Source organism: Pseudoalteromonas sp. MEBiC 03485, from assembly GCF_004195145.1.
GTDB lineage: Bacteria > Pseudomonadota > Gammaproteobacteria > Enterobacterales > Alteromonadaceae > Pseudoalteromonas > Pseudoalteromonas apostichopi.
The window spans coordinates 127608-150810 of the sequence record NZ_SGBT01000003.1; the positions used below are offsets into that span (position 1 = coordinate 127608).

The 23203-nt window shown below is 38.1% G+C and carries 36 protein-coding genes; 33 read left to right on the plus strand and 3 right to left on the minus strand.

Features of this window, described 5'->3' with window-relative positions; translation table 11 throughout:
• The first annotated feature begins 124 nt into the window (after positions 1-124).
• From EVU92_RS21230 to EVU92_RS21280, 11 genes are all read left to right on the plus strand, one after another.
• Positions 125-1261 (plus strand): phosphoadenosine phosphosulfate reductase family protein, encoded by a 1137-nt coding sequence (locus EVU92_RS21230; RefSeq protein ID WP_130053171.1) that lies wholly within the window; start codon positions 125-127, stop codon positions 1259-1261.
• A 147-nt stretch (positions 1262-1408) separates the two neighbouring features.
• The gene (locus tag EVU92_RS21235; protein WP_130053172.1) at positions 1409-1732 is read left to right on the plus strand and encodes a hypothetical protein; all 324 of its coding nucleotides are present in this window, start codon (positions 1409-1411) and stop codon (positions 1730-1732) included.
• Between the two features lies 1 nt (position 1733).
• Positions 1734-1979: a hypothetical protein gene (locus EVU92_RS21240; RefSeq protein WP_130053173.1), complete on the plus strand. Its 246-nt coding sequence runs from the start codon at positions 1734-1736 to the stop codon at positions 1977-1979.
• 280 nt (positions 1980-2259) lie between these two features.
• Complete coding sequence (locus EVU92_RS21245; protein ID WP_130053174.1) at positions 2260-2709, plus strand: helix-turn-helix domain-containing protein; 450 nt, start codon at positions 2260-2262, stop codon at positions 2707-2709.
• A gap of 352 nt (positions 2710-3061) precedes the next feature.
• Positions 3062-3652, plus strand: a complete 591-nt coding sequence (locus EVU92_RS21250) for a hypothetical protein (protein ID WP_130053175.1) — start codon at positions 3062-3064, stop codon at positions 3650-3652.
• Positions 3653-3750: 98 nt separating this feature from the next.
• Positions 3751-4065 carry a hypothetical protein gene (locus EVU92_RS21255; protein WP_130053176.1) on the plus strand — a complete coding sequence of 105 codons (315 nt, stop codon included), beginning with the start codon at positions 3751-3753 and terminating at the stop codon, positions 4063-4065.
• Positions 4065-4553, plus strand: a complete 489-nt coding sequence (locus EVU92_RS21260) for a hypothetical protein (protein WP_130053177.1) — start codon at positions 4065-4067, stop codon at positions 4551-4553. Before EVU92_RS21255 ends, EVU92_RS21260 begins: the two co-directional genes overlap by 1 nt.
• A gap of 9 nt (positions 4554-4562) precedes the next feature.
• Entirely contained in the window at positions 4563-4988 is a 426-nt protein-coding gene (locus EVU92_RS21265; RefSeq protein ID WP_130053178.1) for a hypothetical protein, read from the plus strand.
• A 2-nt stretch (positions 4989-4990) separates the two neighbouring features.
• Positions 4991-5308, plus strand: coding sequence for a hypothetical protein (locus EVU92_RS21270; RefSeq protein ID WP_130053179.1), 318 nt, complete (start codon positions 4991-4993; stop codon positions 5306-5308).
• Between the two features lie 69 nt (positions 5309-5377).
• On the plus strand, positions 5378-5791 hold the full coding sequence (locus EVU92_RS21275) for a hypothetical protein (protein WP_130053180.1): 414 nt from the start codon (positions 5378-5380) through the stop codon (positions 5789-5791).
• 96 nt (positions 5792-5887) lie between these two features.
• Positions 5888-6319: a hypothetical protein gene (locus EVU92_RS21280; RefSeq protein WP_130053181.1), complete on the plus strand. Its 432-nt coding sequence runs from the start codon at positions 5888-5890 to the stop codon at positions 6317-6319.
• A gap of 379 nt (positions 6320-6698) precedes the next feature.
• Here EVU92_RS21280 and EVU92_RS21285 read toward each other — a convergent pair whose 3' ends face one another.
• Positions 6699-6887: a hypothetical protein gene (locus tag EVU92_RS21285; RefSeq protein WP_130053182.1), complete on the minus strand. Its 189-nt coding sequence runs from the start codon at positions 6885-6887 to the stop codon at positions 6699-6701.
• Between the two features lie 500 nt (positions 6888-7387).
• Between EVU92_RS21285 and EVU92_RS21290 the strand changes: the two genes are divergently transcribed.
• From EVU92_RS21290 to EVU92_RS21300, 3 genes are all read left to right on the plus strand, one after another.
• Complete coding sequence (locus tag EVU92_RS21290) at positions 7388-7681, plus strand: hypothetical protein (protein WP_130053183.1); 294 nt, start codon at positions 7388-7390, stop codon at positions 7679-7681.
• Positions 7678-7998, plus strand: coding sequence for a HigA family addiction module antitoxin (locus EVU92_RS21295; protein ID WP_130053184.1), 321 nt, complete (start codon positions 7678-7680; stop codon positions 7996-7998). The genes EVU92_RS21290 and EVU92_RS21295 overlap by 4 nt, the downstream gene beginning before the upstream one ends.
• A gap of 164 nt (positions 7999-8162) precedes the next feature.
• A complete protein-coding gene (locus tag EVU92_RS21300; RefSeq protein ID WP_130053185.1) occupies positions 8163-9125 on the plus strand; it encodes a hypothetical protein in 963 nt (320 codons plus the stop codon).
• Positions 9126-9381: 256 nt separating this feature from the next.
• On the opposite strand, the gene EVU92_RS21305 is transcribed toward EVU92_RS21300, so the two are convergent.
• Positions 9382-10338, minus strand: a complete 957-nt coding sequence (locus EVU92_RS21305; RefSeq protein ID WP_130053186.1) for a bacteriophage abortive infection AbiH family protein — start codon at positions 10336-10338, stop codon at positions 9382-9384.
• A gap of 357 nt (positions 10339-10695) precedes the next feature.
• Here EVU92_RS21305 and EVU92_RS21310 point away from each other — a divergent pair, with 357 nt between their 5' ends.
• The 5 genes from EVU92_RS21310 to EVU92_RS21330 all read left to right on the plus strand — a co-directional run bounded on the left by EVU92_RS21310 (position 10696) and on the right by EVU92_RS21330 (position 16676).
• Positions 10696-11361 carry a hypothetical protein gene (locus tag EVU92_RS21310; RefSeq protein ID WP_130053187.1) on the plus strand — a complete coding sequence of 222 codons (666 nt, stop codon included), beginning with the start codon at positions 10696-10698 and terminating at the stop codon, positions 11359-11361.
• A 1291-nt stretch (positions 11362-12652) separates the two neighbouring features.
• Positions 12653-13726 carry a replication initiation protein gene (locus EVU92_RS21315; protein WP_130053188.1) on the plus strand — a complete coding sequence of 358 codons (1074 nt, stop codon included), beginning with the start codon at positions 12653-12655 and terminating at the stop codon, positions 13724-13726.
• Positions 13727-14173: 447 nt separating this feature from the next.
• Positions 14174-15247 carry a hypothetical protein gene (locus EVU92_RS21320; RefSeq protein WP_130053189.1) on the plus strand — a complete coding sequence of 358 codons (1074 nt, stop codon included), beginning with the start codon at positions 14174-14176 and terminating at the stop codon, positions 15245-15247.
• Between the two features lie 287 nt (positions 15248-15534).
• Positions 15535-16197: a hypothetical protein gene (locus EVU92_RS21325; protein ID WP_130053190.1), complete on the plus strand. Its 663-nt coding sequence runs from the start codon at positions 15535-15537 to the stop codon at positions 16195-16197.
• A 35-nt stretch (positions 16198-16232) separates the two neighbouring features.
• Positions 16233-16676 (plus strand): hypothetical protein, encoded by a 444-nt coding sequence (locus tag EVU92_RS21330; RefSeq protein ID WP_130053191.1) that lies wholly within the window; start codon positions 16233-16235, stop codon positions 16674-16676.
• 37 nt (positions 16677-16713) lie between these two features.
• On the opposite strand, the gene EVU92_RS21335 is transcribed toward EVU92_RS21330, so the two are convergent.
• Positions 16714-17403: a hypothetical protein gene (locus EVU92_RS21335; RefSeq protein ID WP_130053192.1), complete on the minus strand. Its 690-nt coding sequence runs from the start codon at positions 17401-17403 to the stop codon at positions 16714-16716.
• Positions 17404-17682: 279 nt separating this feature from the next.
• On the opposite strand from EVU92_RS21335, the gene EVU92_RS21340 reads away from it, so the two are divergent.
• From EVU92_RS21340 to EVU92_RS21870, 14 genes are all read left to right on the plus strand, one after another.
• On the plus strand, positions 17683-18132 hold the full coding sequence (locus tag EVU92_RS21340) for a hypothetical protein (RefSeq protein ID WP_130053193.1): 450 nt from the start codon (positions 17683-17685) through the stop codon (positions 18130-18132).
• Between the two features lie 48 nt (positions 18133-18180).
• Entirely contained in the window at positions 18181-18966 is a 786-nt protein-coding gene (locus tag EVU92_RS21345; RefSeq protein WP_130053194.1) for a hypothetical protein, read from the plus strand.
• A gap of 21 nt (positions 18967-18987) precedes the next feature.
• Entirely contained in the window at positions 18988-19152 is a 165-nt protein-coding gene (locus EVU92_RS21680; protein ID WP_168990061.1) for a hypothetical protein, read from the plus strand.
• 170 nt (positions 19153-19322) lie between these two features.
• Entirely contained in the window at positions 19323-19586 is a 264-nt protein-coding gene (locus EVU92_RS21350) for a hypothetical protein (protein ID WP_130053195.1), read from the plus strand.
• A 19-nt stretch (positions 19587-19605) separates the two neighbouring features.
• A complete protein-coding gene (locus tag EVU92_RS21355) occupies positions 19606-20046 on the plus strand; it encodes a hypothetical protein (protein ID WP_130053196.1) in 441 nt (146 codons plus the stop codon).
• A 175-nt stretch (positions 20047-20221) separates the two neighbouring features.
• A complete protein-coding gene (locus EVU92_RS21685; protein ID WP_168990062.1) occupies positions 20222-20377 on the plus strand; it encodes a hypothetical protein in 156 nt (51 codons plus the stop codon).
• A gap of 16 nt (positions 20378-20393) precedes the next feature.
• The gene (locus EVU92_RS21360; protein WP_130053197.1) at positions 20394-20756 is read left to right on the plus strand and encodes a hypothetical protein; all 363 of its coding nucleotides are present in this window, start codon (positions 20394-20396) and stop codon (positions 20754-20756) included.
• 21 nt (positions 20757-20777) lie between these two features.
• Positions 20778-20957, plus strand: coding sequence for a hypothetical protein (locus EVU92_RS21365; RefSeq protein ID WP_130053198.1), 180 nt, complete (start codon positions 20778-20780; stop codon positions 20955-20957).
• A gap of 13 nt (positions 20958-20970) precedes the next feature.
• Complete coding sequence (locus EVU92_RS21370) at positions 20971-21348, plus strand: hypothetical protein (protein WP_130053199.1); 378 nt, start codon at positions 20971-20973, stop codon at positions 21346-21348.
• A 182-nt stretch (positions 21349-21530) separates the two neighbouring features.
• Complete coding sequence (locus EVU92_RS21375; protein ID WP_130053200.1) at positions 21531-22184, plus strand: site-specific integrase; 654 nt, start codon at positions 21531-21533, stop codon at positions 22182-22184.
• A 9-nt stretch (positions 22185-22193) separates the two neighbouring features.
• On the plus strand, positions 22194-22421 hold the full coding sequence (locus EVU92_RS21380; RefSeq protein WP_130053201.1) for a hypothetical protein: 228 nt from the start codon (positions 22194-22196) through the stop codon (positions 22419-22421).
• Positions 22422-22706: 285 nt separating this feature from the next.
• Positions 22707-22859, plus strand: coding sequence for a 23S rRNA (pseudouridine(1915)-N(3))-methyltransferase RlmH (locus EVU92_RS21530; RefSeq protein WP_136374534.1), 153 nt, complete (start codon positions 22707-22709; stop codon positions 22857-22859).
• A 10-nt stretch (positions 22860-22869) separates the two neighbouring features.
• Positions 22870-23016, plus strand: coding sequence for a hypothetical protein (locus tag EVU92_RS21690; protein ID WP_168990063.1), 147 nt, complete (start codon positions 22870-22872; stop codon positions 23014-23016).
• Positions 23017-23018: 2 nt separating this feature from the next.
• Positions 23019-23153 (plus strand): hypothetical protein, encoded by a 135-nt coding sequence (locus tag EVU92_RS21870; protein ID WP_276319805.1) that lies wholly within the window; start codon positions 23019-23021, stop codon positions 23151-23153.
• Positions 23154-23203 lie beyond the last annotated feature (50 nt).

Sequence of the window (23203 nt, forward strand, 5' to 3'; positions counted from 1 at the left end):
CTCCCCTTGGCACCCCTCGCTATCGCTCGATAACGTAATGTATAGAAAAAGGAAAAGCGCTCTTTTACTGCCTCAATATGGTGTGTTGATACCTTAGTTACATGTTCAAGGCGAGGGTAACGCGATGTGTAACAAAGACTTATTTGATATTAATGGTTCTGAAAAGCTAACAGATAAAATGGTTGCTGAGCGTGAAGCTATTATTATGCATCACGCGAAAAATCCCAAGAGTGTATTCTTCTGCTCTCACAGCGCGGGAAAAGACAGTGCCGCAATGTATGAGTACTTGTTGCGATTAGTGCCGAAGGAGCGCATCGTTGTTGTGCATGCAACGTTAGGCTCTGTAGAGCATGATGGGGTGGTTGAACACATTAAAGAAAATATTGAACACCCACTGCATATCGTCAGGAATGAGCGTAAAGACTTTGTTGATATGGTCCTTTTGCGTGGGATGTTTCCATCACCCAAGTTTCGCCAGTGTACATCGGACTTAAAAACATCACCCATCTATTCGTTTATTAAGCGCTACATGAAGGAACATGGTTATACACATGGCTTCAATGTATCTGGCTTGCGAGCTGAAGAAAGTGCGAAAAGAGCGATGAAAAACCCTTTATGGGTGAATGAACAACTTACACTCAACTCAGGTAAGCGCGTAGTGTTCGATTGGATGCCTTGCTTTCATCTGGAAGAAGCTGAAGTGTACCAGACTATTTTAGGAGCAGGTAAACAACCCCATCCTGTATATGGTGATAGAGCGTGTGGAGGCAATACAGGCAACCAACGTTTAAGTTGTAAGTTCTGCGTTATGGGAAGTGCCAATGACCTGATGCGAGCAGCTATGAATTACCCAGACCATTATGCTGAAATGATCGCCTTAGAAATAGTGGTTAATCACACTATGTTTGGTCGTACTAAAACTATTCACACAGACATACAATTGGCTAAAGGTGACGAGCTGGGCGGCGGTAAAGTGATTGAATCAATTAAAAACACATCGAAACGAGCAGTGATGCCTTATAAAAACAAGGTATTCATTCCGGTTCCTCTTAATGAGAAGGTGGGTGCTCCAGTGGATGAGGTGGCTGTTCAACGTTATGTTATTCGACATACAGAGCGTTTGGTTGTACTTAAAGAGTGTGTTGAGGCTGAGAAAGCACAAAAGGCGCTTAAGAAGCGAGAATCGGCAGAGAAAATCGGTAGTAAAATCAAAAAACGTGATGAGTCAACAATCGACTTCCTGGATATGTTGAGTATCTAGAATTTTGCGAACAGCATTGTTCGCTACTTTCTTTGCATTACGCTATCGCTAAATAAATATCGGATTAAGGTGGCGTGCTTGGCTCTTTCACTGTGTTCACCTCAGTACTTGATACCTTAGATTTAATTTAATTACCGAGGCGTTCTAATGCAAAATTTTGTTTCACAAAATAAACACAATACATTTTTCCTTTTAGATATGGATTTTAAAGACTTGGTGTGTGTTGACCCAGATTATGAAAACCCTGAATCAGAATTTGCAATTCAGTGGATAAGAAGGCACTCATCTTTTTATCATGTAGATAACAAATGTCATGATGCTGGTGGAGTGTATGACTTTATCTTTAATTTGAACATGCTTGAAACTTTCATTTTGGAGTCTAGTGAAGACGAGTTGAACCCTATGTTCGAGCAGTTAGCGGCAATTCAGGCTGCTGGTTACAATTATATCCTCTTTAATCAGGGTTGTTAGTATGACTTTTCACGTATCTCAAAAGCAGTATAGCTTGTTGCAAGGTTTTTATACGCACTGTTATAGCGCATATCATTACGGTGGTGAACTAAATGGCGTGTTTTGGGCTCAGCAATTAGATTCTCATTCAATACCATGGTGTGTACAAAATGCTGTTTCCTCTATTGCTCAAGAACGTATATCTATACATCTATATTTAAGTACTCACCTGGTAAGTAAGGGGTTCTGTGTAGAAGGGATTGGTTAGCACCTTCTACGTGGGAAGATGAAGTAATACAATCTTCCAAAAGGTTTAACCGTGAGTTTGTGGAGGACGCTTGTGCACCATTTAAGTTGTGGCCACAGCGTAAGCGTTTGGTAATTGATGATTCAGTTGGTACCTGTATCTCTTCTCTATTTTTAACCGGAAGTTATAAACACTTTTTTTCATGTATAGTGTGCTGAATTAGCACACTTCTATTTTGTTTTCATTAGGTTAGTGTACTATTGTCAGTCATTGATACTTATAAAACTTGATAGGCATATTCGTGGACTCAAACAATACTCGACCAGAAGAAAGTTACATTCGCAATTTGAGTGATGAAGCTCAAAGAGAGTGGGTGGTAAATATAATTGATAGAATGTGCAAGGCCTATCAATTAGAAGGTAAGGGCTTAAAAGGTCAATTGACAGAACGATTAGGTGTAGGACCTAGCACAATTAAAGGCTGGCTGTTTAACAGGCGAATACCATATCATGCAATGGTCACATGTTTTAAAGATACTGGTGTAAACTTGATCTGGTTGCTTGATGGTAAACACCCTGATTTAGAAATTACAAATGACACAGAAACATTACTAAGAGAGAAGGTTGTAGAGCATTTATTCGCAGCGCAAAACTACCAACTGTTAAACACCCCTGATGGTATTAATATGATTGCTAATAAGATTATTGAAGACGTAAAATCGGCATTAGGTATTTCTATATCTAAGATATAGCGCATAAATAAGTAGGCTAACATTCTTACTCATGTTCACCTGCATATCATCTGAAAGTATAAAGCCTGGCTTCGTTAGTAATATTTTAGTGTCGCGCTAACCGCTATCGCTTATCTAAGCGCAAAACTAAATCACCAACCAACTTACTTCTGTCTAAATATCAGGTGTCCAACGTTGGACAGCATAAACAAATCCGTGTGCTCATCTTAGAACCACCTAAGATATAGTTGTCCAACGTTGGACACCCCTATAAACATTATTTGTCCATTTAAATTCCCAATTTTAAAGATTTATGAGCATGAAAAAATCATGGCGCTTATAAATAAGGAAATTAGAAGAAGGAAGCCCGACGATGCGTTTGTTCAATACACCTGAAACTCACTTTAGTACTCATGTTCACAATTACACGAATGTTAATACATTTATTTCTAACCAAGTGTTAGATGACTCTCTACGTCATGAAACACTTAAATTAATTAACCTGGTGAAGTTGGGCACTAAATCTCAATACGTGTATAGCGGTAACGTGGATTTTAAAAAATTATTCGGAACTGAATACACCAATGTTATGTTTGATTCATTAATGCATGTATTGCCGGATGAATTAGAGCCGTTCGGTGTTATGTTTCTAGATGCATGTAATCAACCCGTCCATTACGCCGTCAGAGTTTCTATTAATAGAGAGTTTTACTATTTAGATGCCTATGGCTTAAATTCTGATATTAGCGTGATTAAGGGGCGGTTTGGGCGTTGTACAATCACATCAATTAAGCATTTCTGTGCAAACAATAAATATGACCCTTATTACTCTGGGTATCAGACACTTTTGAATGAGACCAACAGTGTGTTTATGTTGAAAAGTGAGCAAGCTCGCCACGAATTTTACATGCAAATAGCCTACACCCTTATAAACCTCATTGTATACGGCAGTGGAACACATTAACACCTGATTTAAATAGACTTTTAGGAAGGTACTTTTTCTGATCTTAATTTTCAGATTGCTACCTTGAGCTTGGTTTATTTATGTTTAAAAGGTGATTTATGAATTATTTAATTTTAAAAGGCCCATCGCTCAATGATATTAAGGGCCTGTTGGAAAACGATACTTTAGAGCCAAACAAAGATGGTTTTATTCATACTGCAGAGGGGGAACATTTTGAGACTTCAGCAGCTGTTGAATTTTCTGATCAGCTTCGCCTGGTAGGGCGCTTTACACAAAGTGGCGTTGAGTTCGATATTCTCGTTAAACGCGGTACCTTAGAAGCCGTCATGCTGAAAAAATTTATTCAACGTAATGTTGATTCGTTCGAGCATCAACTCCTGCTTTCTACTTTTCATGTTGATGAGGCGGTGTGATGAAATCTTCATTATCTAATTCTAAGGCACGCAATGCGCAAGCTAAAATGCGCTTTACGTGTGATTTGCTTACATCAATTAATAAAAAGCAAGGGTTTGACTCAGGTATTCAGCTTGGCTTTGGCCTCAATTTTGATGATGTTTTACAAAATATCGTTATTGGGAAAGACAGCCGCAATGTTGAATTTGCAGGTGTGATATTGCAACACCAATCGTCAGGCACTGTTTTGTTTAAAGCTCACTACATCGATGACGTTACCGGTAAACCTTTATCAAAAACGTATTCAATTAAGAATCATGGAATAAAAGTGGCGTTCTTAAATGCAGTTAAGAGGCGTGCCGAGTTTTGCGGTTACTCTGGACCGTTACCTGTTGAGCACCTTTATATCCCATCACCAGATGAACTACTTTCTTTATCGGTTATTACAAAAGGCAATGCCTGGGTGGAAGAGAAAGGTATTAAAGCGTTACTACAAAATAATTTGTGAGGTGTGAGCATGGGTAAAATCAAGTTGTTTATGGAAATAAGGCGTCCTGGTAGAGGTTTAGTTGATTGTATAGATGGTGAGTTTACAGCACTTGAGCATGTAAGAAACATCCCAATGGAAAGGGGTCACGCATACGCCAAGCGTAAATACCAAGATAATAAGTCGTTAGTGCAAGTATGTGCAGAGCATAACGGTATAGCCGAGCAACTGCTGTCCGAATTCTTACAGGTACCGAAATCACATTTAATTCCCAAGGTGCATAACCCTCTATTGTCTTGTTTTACTGCGTATAAACAAATTCGCCTTGGTGGTATTTCGATTTGTTATAAACAAGTGTCGTTAGGCTTTTGTTACGCTGTTATTCGTGATGAATGGAAAGTCTGTAAAGGTCAGAATGCGCCGAATACCATCCCTCAAGCAGTTAAGGAGGTTTAATTATGCGATTGACTATACAAATGGTCATAGTTTGTTTATTGGTAGCCACCAGCTTTTTAACCCAAGCAAATGAGAGAGGGTGTGTATTTCGTGGTGATTCAATCCCGCTAGGTAAATCGGTGTTTGTCAAAGACCCTGCATTAGTGAAAAGAGGGTTGCCGAGAGATTGGCAGGGGTATGTTATCAGGTGTACTCGCGTGGTACTGAGCGCACATAAGGCGAAAAACCCAGATGGGGTTGATGGAGTTGTAGAGCTAGGGCGACCTGTACTAGTAATTAGCGAATTGCACGAAAAGTTTTACTTAGAAAATAACCAGTGAGTCTTTTTCTGAAGAGCTGAAACAGCATTGGTACCTTGTTCATAATTAATTTATTAAAGGTATGAAGTTATGAAAACACTGTCTCTAGACATGCATTGCATTACTGTTGATTTTACATCAGGACCAGATCACTTTTTCACATTGCTTGATAACGAGCACGTTGAAAAAATAAAAGGGGCGCAAGAGCAACTGCAAGCATCGAAAGCAAAATCTATGAGTTTTGTATTTAGCGCTGGTGTGTTTGTGGATACACTATTCGTAGAAACGGTGATGGAGCGACATGGAGTTGATTTAATAGATTTAGATGCAACATTCTTTAAATCAAGTGTTGCTATGGATAATATTGAGCTTGTTGTCACGCCAGCAGGAATATATTTTCAAGCGTCACCGCTTCATCATACAAAGCAGTTTTTATGTCGAACAGATTTGGTTAGGAATGAAAATCTTTTTGAACAATCTAAGCTTAACTTCCTCAGTGTCTAGAAAGTTATAATTTTGATTTAGGGATAAACAGGGGGTTATGCTGTCCTGATTTATTGGCTAGATATAGTGCGTTTAATTCAAATGTGGAGCACAAACATGGAAATTTCTAGTGATTTAATTAAAGGTGACTCTTTTAGGGTTGCGCGTCTCAGCGTACAAATTGAAGCTGCGGGTGGTGTGTTAAATAACAGCACGGAAGTAAAGTGCATTGAAGGGACTTTCTCGTACATTTATGAGTTTAATACAGATTCAGGGCGTAAGAAGCTAGTAACAAAAAATGAATACTTGGTAGGTATTATTTCCGAAGATGTTACGCACCGCGTTTACTACAACGGTGATACTAAAACCTATCTACTGTATAGCTTCGAAAAGTTTGATAATAATGATAAGCCAGTTTATGGAACGCGTGTTCTTGGTAAATCATTTAAAGAAATGCGGCAAGCCTTGAAATCTATGTTCCCGAATCGGGAGAGGTGGAATTTATGCGATCCTAGGATTGCGTTGAATAAAAATAAAAAACCAGCATAACTGCTGGTTTTTCTTTGAAATTATCATCTCTCATCCCACACTTCCAGTAATTCTCGCTTCTCTTTTAATCGCAATAATAGTTCGTCAATGCTTGTTATTATTGAGCGTTCGCGGGGCAGTTTGTGTATGTCTAGTGTGATATCTCTGTTTTTGTTAGCAAAGCTTTTATCTATATTTTCTTTATATCGACGTGCGTTTTTCTTTCTGCTACAGCCACAGCCTTTAACGCGTCCTAAGCTGCATTTTCGAATTACTCTAATAGTTCCACAGATGCATTTGCATTTAAAATAACTCCTTATTCGCAGTATCTTTCCCCTTGGATTCTATTACAGTCCAATCATTATAGGATTGATGAGGCAGCACCTTCCCCTTGGCCATGTTAGGCCATCAGCATTTTCGGACGTTTAAAAAGGATTGCATCGCTTGCTATTGATTGAATGCTTCTTTCACGGCCTTCAATTGCTTCAACTTTTATTTTTACGTTATCACCGTGGTCCATAACTATCACCGTATAGCGAGAGTCATTGCAAATACTAGTCATCCACTGTGCTGCTTTTGATTTGGACACTCCAAAATGCCTCGCTAAATCTTGTTCTGATTGGAAGGATTGAATTGATAGCATGAATTCAGCAGCTTTTATTATAGACATGTGACACCACTTCTTTTATTAGGATGTAGGTAATTTAGGTTCGCAGGTAGGTTAGGCTCAACATTATTTCAAAATTTGGGAGTTTTAATGGACATTTCTTAATTTACGATCTGAGCTTCCTTGGAAAACATAAAAGGTGATACGTTTTCCACAAAAATTAACGGTTTGCTTTGGTAGCAGAGTGATAACAAAGATATCGTCATTTTGAACTGATTTAGGGGAATACAGGCTTTTCTTGGGGGAGTCTTGGTATAATGAGTTAAATAGGGCGGGTGACAAGTGGTAATTCCTGTTTTATGGCATTTAGAAACCTCTAAAAATCACTTAAAGGTGTGTCGCTCTCCACTGAATGAATATTACAACGTATTTGACATACATTACCTATGAGGTAATATTACCTATAAGGTAATGGAGTTTGCATGAGTATAAAAACAATAAAATGCCATCTTATTAGGCAAGTTTGGGAGTTTGATAATGTGTCAGTATTCCCGCTTACCTATGGGTATGAGATACGGAATATTTTGTTCGATTTGGATGCTGCAGGGGTTATTTCGGATTTAGAAGATATAGGGGCGATAAACTATAATCCAGAACATGAAGAAGCATGGTCTATTACTGTGACTGTAAATAATGTTGAGCCTTGTGGCGCTGTTACATGTGATTTTTATCAAGGCGATTGTTATAACGTTGACTTTAAGGAGTGTAACGCATGAGTGTACCAGATTTTGTAAATGCGTCAGAGCCGGTTTCAAGGCCAGAAGACTTGTTTCGGCCTCACCCTGGCGAAGTGTTTGCACGCAGATGTTTATCTAAAAGCAATTTAAAACGTGAAGAAGTAGCAGGGCGCATTGGTATTTCCGCTAAGCATTTGTCGCGCTTCGTGAATGGTCATGTGTCTGTTGGCGTTGAGCTGGCTAGAAAGTTAGAGGCATGCACTAATATTAGCGCTGCTGCGTGGCTACATTATCAAAATCAGTTTGACTTATATGCACACCATAAATTAGAACCAGCTCAGCTGATATACGCTTAAGTTCCTGTCACTTCGTTAAATGTATTTATAGAAGCCTCTACCTAAATTAGAGGCTTTTTATTTAGGTTTGGAGTGATTTTGATTGTCTGAATGGACTTTTGCTGAAGCGTTCGCAAATTTCGCTATCGTGATGTTTATACCAAACACATAAAAAGGAAAGTCCTATGTTTTATAGCGAAGCGAATTTAACTATCTCATTACTCAAACTGTCTTATGATTTATTTGAGCAACAGATTTCGCAGTTTATTGGCAGTTCAGATGTCACTGAGTATGACGACAGTGGTATTGATATGGTTACGTTCTTGGTTGTTGTGGAGGATCATGATGATAATGCATTAACAAACTTTCTTGCGAATCAAAATATTCCTTATGATATTTCGTGGGACTCTTATTCAGATAAGCATTGCACTTTTCCAGCCGGTCATGCAAGCAAACGTATACTTCCAAATGCCCAAACTCAATATTCAGTATGTGATAACTCAGAATTAAGCGATAAAGTTCCATTCTTAGATGTGCTTGATGCTTATGAGTCAGGCCGTATAGAGCAGTTCCTTAACGATCATTTGAAAAGCAAACACATCATTACTTGGTCTGAGCAGCTTAAAATCATTCAATGTATGCACAAGTCAATGGAGAGCCTTAAGCAACTAGAGCAGGCAGAATTGGACGCATTAGTCGATGAGATGAACACCCAAATTGCCCTATCTCAAAGTAACACCGGTTCACTTTGTGATGATGAGCTTCAGAGTGTTGAAAGTGTGGCAACAGACATAAACAACAGTGGTAGCGTGATCCAATCATATTTTCTAGTTAGTAATGGGTATATTGTTGAGCCTATTGTTGTAAAGCTGTCTCCAGCGGCGAAGGCGACTGCACCTGGCTTTAGCTTGATGGACTCAATGGATAAGCAAGTTGTAAAGGGTTATGCCAATGAAGGTGTTAACTTAAGCCTGTCTTTTGAAGGATATGGAGATCGTTATAGTGTGGGTTCAAAGAAAGGAACACCATTGATGGTTGAGTATTATCATGGAGAATTACGCGTTGTAATTTGGTCGGATATTAACAAGGTAGATCCAACCCACATAGTATCGCTTGAGGGGGCAAAATTGGAAAAACTTAAAGCTTAGTAGGGTAGGGGCCGCAAGGCTCCGACCCCTTGCGGCACAAAGCTGGGCAAGTGCGTGCGAAGGCAAAATAAATTAACCAGCTTTGATAACTGAAGCATACAATTCACTGTTCCATTTCACCACGAAAAAGTCATTATTTTAAAAATTCCTCTTATTCACCAGAAGCGCTGTAATACTGTGTCCCCTGTGAAAAAGATACCCTAATCTACTTTACGATTTGTAACTGCTTATGTTTTAGCTGTTTCTCAGGATATCTTTACTTACCGGATCTCAAAGAGACTAGCTCGAATAAGGTGTAATTATGCTCAGGTATACCAAGCCATGATAAAGTCGCCTCGAATTTAGCTTTCTCATTTGCACCATAGTAAGAAACATACCATTGGCAATATTGCGGAACGCGCTCCTTAATTGCTTCAAAATACTCAATATCTACATCTGACATTGAGTGACCAAGAATATAAATATGCTTTAACTCTACTAACCTACTAAAAAGGCTTGAGTGGTTTTTTATGATTCCGCTAACATTTTTAAAAGTTCTATCGTAATAAGAAAATAATTCTTCTCTAGCTTCATCAAGAAATGGAATTTCTTGATCCGACTTATATTCACGCCATTGTTCCAGCTGTTCTGTGGTTAACCCCATGGGTGGACTTTCGTCATCTTGCTCTTCTCTAAATGTTTCTGGATCAACAGCGTGCCCCAAAATTATATTTTCCTTGTCATCATGAGTACCATGCAAATACAAAATATTGTCGGCAGAGATGCCATAATATTTTTCAAGTGTTCTGGTATAGTTAAAACTAATGTAGAAGCCATCTAAATCTAAGTTTATTAGATATTCTTTACCAGCATGGTGAGAATCAGCCTTGCGAATGTATTTTGCAAAGGCGTTTCGTAAATCATGAGTCAAATAACCAACCATCCTTTGGGCCTCAAGGGTGCACGCACCTAAATCTTTATAATAATCATCGCTTGCTGGGCAGGGGATATATTCGTTTATATGGTCCTCTAAATAGCTGATATCAATAAATGAAAGGTTTTCTTCAAAACGGTTCCATAGGTCATCATCGGTAAAATGGTAAGAAATGACATGATTAAGTATGTCATAAATTGCAGGGTGCTCGCGTTTCAAATATTCACTAAAACCACGGTAAGTTGTAGGTAAACCATGATGCAAGTCAAAACCATTTCCAACAATATAAAGAGTTTCCAAAGTCCGGCCTTAGCATTAGTGCATAATTAACTTGGGGTAGTTTAGTTGGATTTAAGGAAAGGTCCAATCCTTGATGTTGAAGTGAGTTCTGTTGTATTGCGGGATTTGTTCGCCAGTACACCAGTATTTTGTGTTGATACAGTTAAGCCCCTGATATTAACTAGCCATACACCAGAATGGTGTAATGCAATACCGTTATGAATACACATTTATGGTATTGCACACCATTAATTTGTATTGATAGTGTAGACGAGAACCTTATTGTCCCCCCCTCATATAACTGATTAAGATCTCACCATAGCTGAGAATTTACCATATAATCAATCAACAATAATGAATTAAGAAAGGAAACTGCAAATGGCAAGACTAAATTCAGATGTATTACTCAAGGTTGAAAACTCTATTCCCGTAGAGCTTAAGCAAGAAGCTTTAAATGGCTGGAGTATACTTTGGTCTAACCTACCATTCTTACTTACGGTCACTATTGTGCTGGGTAGTGCCATAGTGACTTACAAAGTACAAATGAAAGGGAAAAAGGCTGAGCATGAAAACAAAATTTCAGAGTTTCGCCACCATTGGTTACAAGAATTAAGGGAAACAGCATCTGAATTAATAAAGACTATGCACCTTTGCCAACTGCATTATATGAGGAGAGCGATTGTACTAGATTTCAAACGTAGTGCTGAAACGAACTTTCACACCTCCAACAGAATTAAGGGGACCACAGAACAAATTAACTCTTTAATGGAACAGTCAAAAACCCATTATGAAAATTTCCTTGAAGCAAGATCAAACTTTTACGGATTAGAAGCTAAGTTAAAAATGTTTTTCAAAAACGGAGATGATGCTTCTAAAGATCTCTTTACGTTATTAGATAACTTTAAGAATGAAATGCAAAAAGATAGGCACTGTTTAGATGATGCCCCCTTAAATAGTGCAGTAGCTGAACTTCAGAAAATACTAAAGGATGAATGGGAAGTTACAAAGAAACGATCTTGGCTAAATAGCCAACAAAATAACTAAATATGAAACTGTATTGTATTGGGTGAAACGTTATTGTTCACCCACTGTCACAGTAAAACCCCTGCTATTAAATAGTCATACACCAGAATAGTGTAATTCAATTTATTAGTGAATACACATTTATGGTGTATCACACCAGTTTTGTGTGTTGATACAGCTAAACCAATGATATCCACTAGCCATACACCAGAATGGTGTAATTCAATTTATTAGTGAATACACATTTATGGTGTATCACACCAGTTTTGTGTGTTGATACAGCTAAATCCCTCGAAATAATGGTGCAAACACCATAATGGTGTAATTCAACTTAATAGCGATCACACATTTATGGTGTATCACACCAGCTTTGTGTATTGATATAGCTCAACCCTTTGATAGTTACTAGCCATATGCCACAATGGTGTAATTCAACTTAATAGTGAATACACATTTATGGTGTATCACACCAGTTTTGTGTATTGATATAGCTCAACCCTTTGATAGTTACTAGCCATATGCCACAATGGTGTAATTCAACTTAATAGTGAATACACATTTATGGTGTATCACACCAGTTTTGTGTATTGATATAGCTCAACCCTTTGATAGTTACTAGCCATACGCCACAATGGTGTAATTCAACTTACTAGTGAATACATATTTATGGTGTACCACACCAGTTTTGTGTATTGATATAGCTCAACCCCTTGCTAGTTACTGGCCAGACGCCACAATGGTGTAATTCAAGTTGCTATTGAATACATGTTTATGGTGTATCACACCAGTTTTGTGTATTGATACAGCTCAACCCCTTGCTAGTTACTAGCCAGATGCCACAATGGTGTAATTCAACTTACTAGTGAATACACATTTATGGTGTATCACACCAGTTTTGTGTATTGATTTACTCAAGCTACCGTTCGGTGATTATCAATTACACCATATTTGTGTAATACCAAGCATCTTTAAACACATATTTATGGTGTGCGGGGTTTTGTATAGATCTGGTGATGGGGTTTACTATTCGTAATTAGCACCAATTTGATGTAAAGATACAGTCTACCGTCCTTGAATTTGATGTAAAGATACAGTCTACCGTCCTTGAATTTGATGAAAGTACATCTTGTAAGTTGTTGCGAAGGTGATTTCACTCTACTCCAATCAAAACGATACACCAAACATAACATTTAAAGAAACAATAGGTTAAGATTCAACAGCCGTGCTAGCTCTTTGGAAATACAAAATTATGGTGTTACATACCAGTATTATGTAAACTTAAAGCTATGATTACACGATCTTGGTATGCAACATGTCTACATCTTCATCTAATAAACAATTGAGCAAAGTGCCTATTGCACGCTCTCATTTGCCCAAACACATAAAGCAAGGCCACCAGCTTGTATTTAGTAGAAAAGATCTTTCTCAGCGGGAAGCAGATTTGTTTGCTCTTATGATGGCTCAAATGAAGAGTGAGGATTGGGATAAGACCACGCCGCAATACACATTTACAGCCAGTCAGCTTTCGGAATGGTTGAAAATCGACTCCAAGCATATAGGTTCCATTCTCTCTCCTGCAGCTGAGCGCCTATCAACACATAAAATTGGTATTAAAATAGATTCAGGGAATGGCGATTACGATTTTGACTATAAACCACTCTTAAAGCGGATTCAGTATAAAAAGGGCGTTCTAACCATGGTACCAAACGATATGCTTGAAAGTGAGTATATTGAATTTAGACAAGGGTTTGCGCTAGTTACTACTAAGACTTACTTAGATATCAAACAAGAGTACGCAAAGCGCCTGTATGAAATCCTAAGCCGTTTTAAGAAAGATGGTTATGAGATGCACTTTCTGAAGATAGATGAGCTTAAGGGGCTTTTCGGGCTGCTTGATGTTAAAGGAAAGCTTAAAGAAAACAAAAGCTCATTTTCTAACAATGGGGTTTTTATGCAACGCTGCATTAGAGACAGCATTGAAAAACTAATGGCCCATCCTATTGCTAAGAAAGAGTTCTTGTTTTTAAAAAGCCCCAACGGTGAAGTTGGCTATGAGTTGCGCACGCAGGGTAAACGAATATCAGAAATTAAATTCCTAGTAAGGTGGTTGGATAAAGGGACTGTCGATGAGCTAAACATGCATGATGCACTTAAGACAGTCAAAGAGCTTATATCTAAGCAAATAACAACAAAAGAAAAGTTATCTCGCCAAGAGTTAATCAAGCTCATGTTAGCATACCGATACCTAGGGCAGGATGATGAAGCGGATAGGGTCGAGCTGGCAATTCAAAGTAAAAGTGATGAAGAAGAACTTGAACAAGAAAAAGATGATGTGAATGATGAACTGGCATCAATCATTGAGCTATCAAAAGGCTTGGAGTACTAATTTCACACCAGAATCATGTAAACTTAAAACCAGTTTCGTGATCAATAACACCAAATTTCGGATCATAAACACCAGTTTTGTGATCCAAAAAACCAGAATTATGATCAACAACACCATAAATTAGATCTAAAAGCTTTGTTTTTTCATTTAAAGTCAAATACTTAATGAGTCTATAGTATTAATAGATCTAATAGTATTAATATTAATAATAGAATTTATAGTGCTTGTGGATATGTGCATACTCAATATCCAAGCGACATTTCAATAACTCAGTTGCAGTTTAGTTACACTACTACAGCAAGCTTCACTTAACAAATTAGCGCTTCAGTATTCAATTACCATGCTAAAACAACCATTCTTTTAGTGCGGATTTGTCATAAGCCAATCATTTAACCTATATTTAAACGCTAATATGTTACATATGTTAATTGAGATAGGGAATTTTCTATGAGTGGGCCAATAAAAAATGCTGGAGTAGGGGTTTTAAGTTTAACGCTGGGGGCATGCTTGTCTATGACACCTATGGAACTTACAACCCCAAACTTAAATGCTGATCCAAATAATGTATGTAGCCCAACTGAAATAGAATCAACTGATAATGAAATAGAATCAAATGATAAAGAAATAGAAAAGAAGTTTTGTTTAGCAATAAACCATGTAAACACTCAATCAGAGGAAATTCAGAAAGAAATAAAGAAACTTCTTAATAAAAGGGATGAAAACAACAGCGGTATACTTGCTGTAACACTTGGCCTGGTAGGCATTGGTGTGGCATCTTCTCCACCTAATATTGACGTAACCAAAAGTTTAGCTGGCGTAGGGTCTGTGATGCTAACAAGTAAACAGTACAATGAATACGACACGCAAATGATTTGGTATTTGCAAATGAATGACGCTCTAATGTGCGTAAAATACAATACATTAAGATTGCAGGAAGCGGTTAAAAAAAAGGAGGAGTCGAGTGACCTAGATAGGCTGATTCATTCTAATAAGGCGCTGCAAGATGAATTAGGGTATCTACGTCTAAATAAATCGAGTACTCAGGATTTTTTGACAAATCATGCATTACCTTATGGAACTGTGTTTGAACTTTTGGAAGATCTAACTGAAACTCATAAATCAGCGATGTCTGTAATAGAAACAATACGCAGAGCACCCACAAATATTGAGCAGGAACTAAATAACATAAATATGAATTTGATTAGAAAATATGTCTCTGCAGCTCCTGATATAGATGCAATCACCGCTACCATTAGAGAATATGTAACTGCAGCAACATCAAATTCAGCTATACAAAAACCAACCCCTAACAGCTTGGCTGCTTCAAATGTATCGGTTCAGCTTAAAGGCGCAAAAGGTACCAATCAAACGCTGAGCATAGAGGACCAGAACAATATAAAAATTGCAGAAGCACTTGCCAAAGCTTTACGTCATCAATCAATAATAAGAAACCTCCCATTAAACTCTTATCAAGAGAGTGCCGCCGCTATAAAAACATGTGGGACAACCAAAATGATATAGGCCATGCAAATGTGCTATTTACTGCAGCTAAAATAACGAGCACCTTACAACCCTCAATAGTTGATGAGTAATTACCCTTCCTCCTGTGAAGCTGAATATTCATACGTAATAAAGTAATTAATTATTGAGTTATGACAGCAAAAGGCCCTTTGGAGTAATCCTTATTATTCGCGAACGCTCATGCTTGAAAACTATTTAAAGAAGGGAAGGGCAACACTGTCACTTTTGCTGAACGCAAAGCTATACTTGGTATCGTTTACATAAATGAGTTAATGGAATAAACACTTATGTTAGATGCAAAATCAAAAAACGCTTACTTAGTGACAACAAACTTTTCAATTAATGGTGATGAAGAAGTGATTACGATGATTGTTAATTGTGATAATTCATCATTCACAGAAAAGGACGTTGTGTTTCTAGAGGTATTAAATACCCTTTGTGCTGCTTATCATTTTTCTGATTCAAACTCAGAAGTTGAATCATATTCAAAGTTTGTACGATTTAGCAATCCTGGCGCTAACATGCTTTTATGGCCCAGCAATAACCTCCCACAGCGATTATCAAGTGAAATGCTTAAAGCGTTTGCCGGTATCGTCCCATTAGTGTCATTAAATGAGCTGGTGGGCTTAGGTTTGATTAGTAAAGTCATGAGCTATTTCGATTTACTGACTGTAGCTACAGAGCAATCATATTCACATCAGCTTTCTACCGCTCAAACAATGCTTAGTAATGCCACCAGCGATAAAACACAAGCACTATACAGTAAAGAGAGCCTGAGTAGTTGTGGTTGGCATTATGGCGTTGATAACACCATCCGTTTAACGCCTGTTTTAAAAGGGCAATCTCACCCTATTTACATCACAGTCTCAAAAGATGAGTTTGATGCCATGCAGCATGATGATGAAAAAATCATGCAACTTGCTATCGATAAATTAAATGTGATCTCATAAATCACGTTCGCTAAAATATTAAGAAGGTATTGGTTATGAAAAAGATTTTGCTTTGTGTCGAAAATGAGTCAACGGATGATAATGCTGCAGTGTCCTTTTTTGCTGAATTAACACATGCACAAAGACAGCGCATTTTTGATTTAGCTTCGCTTGTACGGAAAAATGGTGCGTTTGAGATGCAGTTATTGGGGAGTTTTGGTTCTTTCAGTAGTGAGTTTGTCAGCACGGATGATATACAGTCAGACTCATTTAATCTCGATGAAACGTGTGAGCGGATTGTTGATAATGAAGTGCGTTCGGATTGCGCAACACTTCATGTACGGGCAGAGTCTTTCTATTTTTCAGCCCAGCCAAAGCACAGCAGTGATTATGAGGTGTTTAAAACCGCTTCTTTAAGTATTGATGAAATGCTTTCTATCGCGACTGTATTTAGTGAGAGTAACCAACAAGTAATCACTCTCCCATCCAATAGAGCGTGACATTTATGAGCTACATAGATGTAGCTCATTAGTTCAACTACGATACCTGCTCAATAACTTCCATCCGCTCATTAATAGGCTCGTAATATTCTTTTAGTGATTCAGGCGACCCCTTTGCTTCTGTAAGTAGTTTTATAGCGTCTAATACCTCGGCACCAAGTAATTCAAGGTCAATATCTTCAGGTTTGGGTGCTTGTTTTCCGTTAGTATAAAGGTAGACAATGTATTGCATCAACGCTTTAGGTTTTTCTACAGCTAACTTATCAGCTAAAACTTTCTTTGCGTTTATGATACGCCGCACTGACTTCATACGCTCTCTCTTATCTGCTATAGCGCTAAGTACAAAACTCTCTACATTATTAAAATACTGGTTTCCCTCGATAAGGCTGGTTAATGCTTCGACTAAAGGGGTGGGTAATTGAATTGCTGCTGTGTTTTGAATTACATCGTCCATTGAAATATCAAGGAGAATTACGTCATCTCGAACAAAATCAAAACTACTGTCAAAGCGATGTAATTTCATATCCAATTGAGAAATCTCTCCATCGTTGGCTAGGTGTTGCTCTGCTGCTCTGTGAATAGCTTTTGTAACTTCACCTAGTAAGTCATCCACTGTATTGGCGCTTCCCTTACAATCAATAAGAAACTGACCAAACACCGGCACACTAAATCTATAAGGTTCATCTGTGCCTGGCATTGGTGTGGCAATATCAACTGAAAAAAACATAAAAGCCTCTTGGTTTGGGTTAAGAACATGTTTACTGGTCTAAATGTAACGTGAAAAATTATAAACACAAGCCATGCAACTGCGCCTTAAAGGGTAAAAACACCTTAAATTCAATCAATTAATCTAATTGAGAATAATTTTTAACCACACGCTAAATGCCGCTGATGGCTATCGCCATTGGCAATAAATAAGAAAAAGGGTGGGTAACACCTTTACTGTTTATATATACAGCTTTGTTACTGTAATCACATACACACAGCCAATCAGATGAGGTTAATTATGGCGCTAACGGTAACAAGTTCGTTTATTACAACTCTAAAAAAAGCGCGCACCGCTGTGCTTCGATTTAATGGTGATGCCACCGTTTTGGAAATTGAAAAGTCATTCCATAAAAAAACCTTCCGTGAAGATTTTGATGTTCACTTCGCTTCTCATCGACAAGTCTATGGCAGCTGGGTGTTTATGTACTTAAGTGGGGATGCATATTCGATTACCGATAACATTTCTGTATTAGCGCATTTTCTTAAACGTGGAGATGTATTGCAGTTTACAGCCCGAGACAACAGCACGAATTCTCAGCAATCTAAAGGCATGGAAACCATGCAAGTGGTCGCGGTTATTTCCCGTTTAGATCGTAATGGCGAGCAAAAGAACCGGTTTGAATTCGTTGTTGGCTCACAAACTGTCGAAAAAGCGAATTGTGCAAGAAATATTCAACGTATTATTTAGAAATGATTTGGCCGTGATAGCGGCCATCAAGCAAGAAGGAAATGAGGTATGTCTGTTTTTAACGCAGAAGTAGCACAACAAGTGGATGAGCTTTTAGGGGGCGGTAATATTGATTCTGCTAATGAATTGATAGAAACCACTTTGAAGTCATTAACTTCATCAAATAAGTCATCATTAAGTGCTGGCCTGTTCTCAAGTAACCTGACTATCGACTCTGAATTACATATTGAAGATTATGTGTTTGCTTGGCTTGTCAATGTAACGTTGCTTGGTTCATTTAAATACATTGAGTCATTGCTAGATGAAAATGTTGCAAAGTGGGAGGCGGTTGAAGATTATAATTGGTCTTACTTTGCGAATTTCATCAGTGTTGATCATGATAGTAACCGCTATTGGGTTGTTACTACTCATTATCGAATAGGTGACAACACCGGCGATAAAATCACATTAGTCGAAGTTGATAGAAATGATATTCCCGCAACGTTTGATTTAATGTGTGAGCATGAGTGTGGCCGCGCTCAGTGTACCTTTGAAACAACGCAAGAGAATATCGAGTTGTTGATAGAGTATGAGTATGCAAGCCAATTAAACGGTGGTAGTTTTGATAATGAATGTTATGGCCGTCCTTGTTTTGATGTTGATGGTTATACTACCTACCCCAAAAGCATTGAAGAAATTACGGGCGTTGAGTTTGACGTTCTTAAAAAGCATCTTCCAAGCAACACGCTTTCATTTAACGATGTAACCGAGAGCGTTGCACAAGCGTTTATTGAGCACTTAGCTAACACAGACTTGCCTGTCAAAGAGTTCGAATTATTAGAGCCCGCGTTTTAATCTCAATAATAGGAGTCGGTTATGACTGTTCTTGATGCTTTCATTGCTGGTGGAGTGTTTGTACTAAAAGATGATAAATATACTTTCTTGGCAATAGAAGATACGGGAAGAGTGAAAGCGACACACATTAAATCAGGTTTTCGTGTCTCACTTCATCCCAGCACTGAATGCAAGGTGCAAGACTAAATACATTTAATAGAATACGTACCCAAGACCGCGAAAATCGCGGTCTTTTTGTGTGGGCTTGTGTGAGCCTTTTTCTGCCGAAATATCTCTGTTTGCTACCGTTCTTGTTATCGATAAACGCAATAAAAACAGCGTTAAAAGTATATAGGCAAACAAATGGAGCAACATTCATGCAACTTAAGACACTAAAAAGTTTAGAAGACTTCGAGCAGTTGACTAATGGGCAAGTAATTTTTGTATCGGATGGTGAGAATGAACCCCCTAAGCACCACACACGCAAACACAAGAGCTGGAGTTTTAGAAATTACCAAGGTTTTGTCCATCGCTTTGGTTTCAGTGCGGGACGTTACGAAATAGTCATAGGAACTAGTCGCTCTAGTGTAATGGTAAACGCCTATGGTATTGACCAATTTACTTTTCAGGTGGAAGCGTAGGGGCGGGGAGGCTGTACTTATGATTAACTTGGAATCGAATGAAGCTCGTTGGGCTGATATCGCAAGTCTTTTACATGAGATAAATGACCGGCTTTGTGAGCTGTATAAGCGTGATAGTATCTACGTCGAAAGCCCAGCTTTGTATAAGACGCTGGTAAAGCTAAACGACAAGCTGCTTTGCGTGATTGCGAAAAAAACCAATACCACACAAACGCTTTCCTTTGCTTCTATTGCTCAGTTACCAGAAGTAAGTCGTACAGATGATGCTAGCTTGAGTTCAGAGTTAGGCCTACTTCAGTTTATTGAAATTAAGCTTTGTGAGGTGTGCGACCGCTATGAGGCCATACTCGATAATAATTCATATGCCACAACACAGCTAAAGGAGTTCTTCAGGCCATTAAAGATTGAAATTGTGGGGTATGTTAAGTCAGCTCGACGAATTATTTATAGTCACTTTTAATATTCACTAGCCTCATTTGTTGAGGCTTTTGCTTGAAATGCTTTCCATTATTGCGCTATCGCTATATTTAAAGAAAATAGTTAGAAAAGGGGCGTGGCCTAGGTGCCTCTTTTGCGGCGTGTCCTACAAAGCTTGGTATATTGGGCTTAGCTTAAACGAACAGCGGAGGTCAAAAATGAAATTAGAGCATAACGAATTTTGGCAAACACAAGCCAGAGGCGATAACGATAGTGAGTATCAAATCTACCTATCTTGTGCGAATGATGGGGAGGGTAACGACATTACAACGGGTAAGCCATTAAAAACATATGAAGAATGGCTAAACAGTTAAAAAGGAATCCATAAAAATGAAAGCTGTTTTAAAAGTTAATTTCAAATTTTTGGCACAAGGTACAGTTTTACGTAAAGATCATGAAGGGAATTATTTTGTATCAATTCCAGATGAAGACTACGTAAGCTCCCCGATCAATAATCAGAAAATTTCAGTTAACGGTCACTTTGTCGAATCTCACCCTGAAACCTTTGAGTTAATTGATAAAGAGGAAAGCAAAACTTCTCTTTTACAAGAAGCCATTCAACTATTAAACGGTCTAGATACCAAGATTCTAAAACTGTGGCCAAAATTAGTTGACCACTACAAGCCTCGTAACGATGTAGCACAAGATGCCATCGCAAAAATTAATTTGGCACTGCGAACTACAGTCGAATAACTCAATAAGGAATCCAGTCAGATGAAACAATTCAACACAATGATGAACGTTGGCAAAGTCAAATATGTAGTCAACTATCACGATGGAGTTAAAACCCATGAAGATGGCAGTCCATTTTTCGACATTGTTACTTTTAGCAACAAGAAAAAGCGCAACACATTTATTCGTGAGCTAACCAATCAAGGCTACACAGAGAAGTAAGGAAGGCATAGTAATGAGTGATAAATTAATTTTCGAAGCTGTAGGAGTGCCATGCGATAACGGGACTCAAAGTTGTCGAATTCGAAGTAGACTTAAAGATGGTAATGGCTCTGTAGTTTACTTAGAGTTAAGCGGAGTAAAGCGCAATAAGAACTTAACCGAAAACATGCTCAAAACTCCATTTGAACAAATCGGGTATATTGAACATGCTTTCTACGAAAAACCTGATGGTGATGAATCCGACAAGGTGGAGAGGCGAATTCCTTGCTATTTTGATTATACGAATGATGGCATTTTAAGCTTTGTAAACTCATTGTTAGAGACAAACTATCAAAGCATATTATTTGATGAAAATATTCGAGTATTTGAAACAAAAGATTGCATTTGTTAGCCAGATTGAAACCTCGCTTATGTGGGGTTTCTTTTTTTTGATACTCATAAATAGATCACTTCTGAACATTCCTTTGTTAGCCCATTTTATTAGCAATAAAGTGATTATTTAAACAAATTCTGATTGTATTTGAATATTGCAGGATTACAATAGTTGTATCTTATGTGTTTTGATATTAGTAAATGCCGATAGAACGTATATTGTCAGAAGATGACATCAATAAAGTGATTAAAGCCAACAGCAAGCCACCATTTGGTATTAGAAATAAGACTATTGTACTTGGCTCAACATACTGGCTGCTCACCGCTTATGAACTTAGTGAGTTACGTCTTGAGGATGTGATGGATAAGAGCGGTAGCTTTATGTCTATTTGGGTTTTGCCCGATTACGTAGCGCAGAACGGTGAAGCTAGAGAGTTACGAACCTCAGCACATATTGTTAAGTTCATGCAAGAATATATCGACTGGTGGAAAGCTAATGGCCTATACCAGACTGGTAAGAAGTCGTATCAAGGTTGCGATCCGAAAGCGCCATTTATTTTGAATGATAACTTTGAAAAGTATGCACTTTCAAAACGTGAAAAAGGTGGTCCTAACGTATTACCAATAGCACTAAATAAGAAACTTAATTCTTTGCTAGAAACGGCAGGTATAAAAGGCTGTACGCCTAGTAGTTTTAGAGATAGTGGCATCAAGATTTTTTATGACAATGGTTGCCATTATAACGATTTAAAAGACTTTACTGGTATAAAAACCAAGAAGTCTTTAGACAATAAAATTAGGCCGCATGAAGCCGAGTTAGAATCGGTTATGAATAGTCTATTTAGAAATGTGTAAGGAGCATAGATGTCTTCAAACTTAGTAGCAGAAAAAAAGAAACAAGCTAGATTAGTGAAAGATCAAGTACGATTGGTTTTAAGAAACTATAACCTATCGCCCGAAGAATTAGATAAAGCAGCCCAAGACATTTCTGATGTAGTACTAACATCGTGGGACTTAACTTTAAGTAATATGGATTATGCAGGAACTTGGTTTGATCAAAGCCAACTGACACCAAAAGAGATAGAGGAATAGATATGTACTATGTAAATTTTTCTCTGGAAACCCGAAACTGTAAATTCGGTGATTCTGGAGAAACATAGGGCAATCATTAAAAAGCGGCTTAAACGCTTTATCTAAGCTGTTTTTTAATGATTAAACAAGCGAGAGCGCGTTAGCTGTATCTGGAAAGTTTTCCGACTCCAACCAGTTTGACGGCACTTTCACCAACAAATTGCGACTATTCTGGAAAAGCATCGCAGGCCATGTGATCACTAGTTTTCCATAGTTGTTTCAGAACTAAATTTAAAGAGTAGATATATGCAATGTGAAGCAATGCTGGCAGCTAGAACAGACGGCACTTACATGATCAGGTTAGAAGATGAAAATGGGGTTAAAGAAGTTCAGTTAACACCAGAACAATTCGCCCAATTCATCACTGGTAAACTAGTTATCGGCAAATCTGTCGAGTAAGGAATTAAGCATGAATGAGGCAGCTTCTGATAATACTTATGATGGCTGGACTGCTGAGGATATTCATCAAGCAGAACAAGATGGAGAGGCAGTTCCTGTCGGTGTTTGGGAGCAATGGGTGAATGGCGAAACTGATTCAGACTTGGAAGAGGAATAGATATGTCAGAAGAAACAAAATCATTAGAACAACGCAAAGTTGAAGCTTTAGAAGGTATCCGAGCGTCAATGTTGATTATTGCTGTAATTAGCTCATGCCTTGGCACTGCAACATTACTAAATTTGTGGTTTGGCTAACAAGGGAAATGTTTGTTTCAATGTGAAGCAATGTTAGCACCTAGAACAGA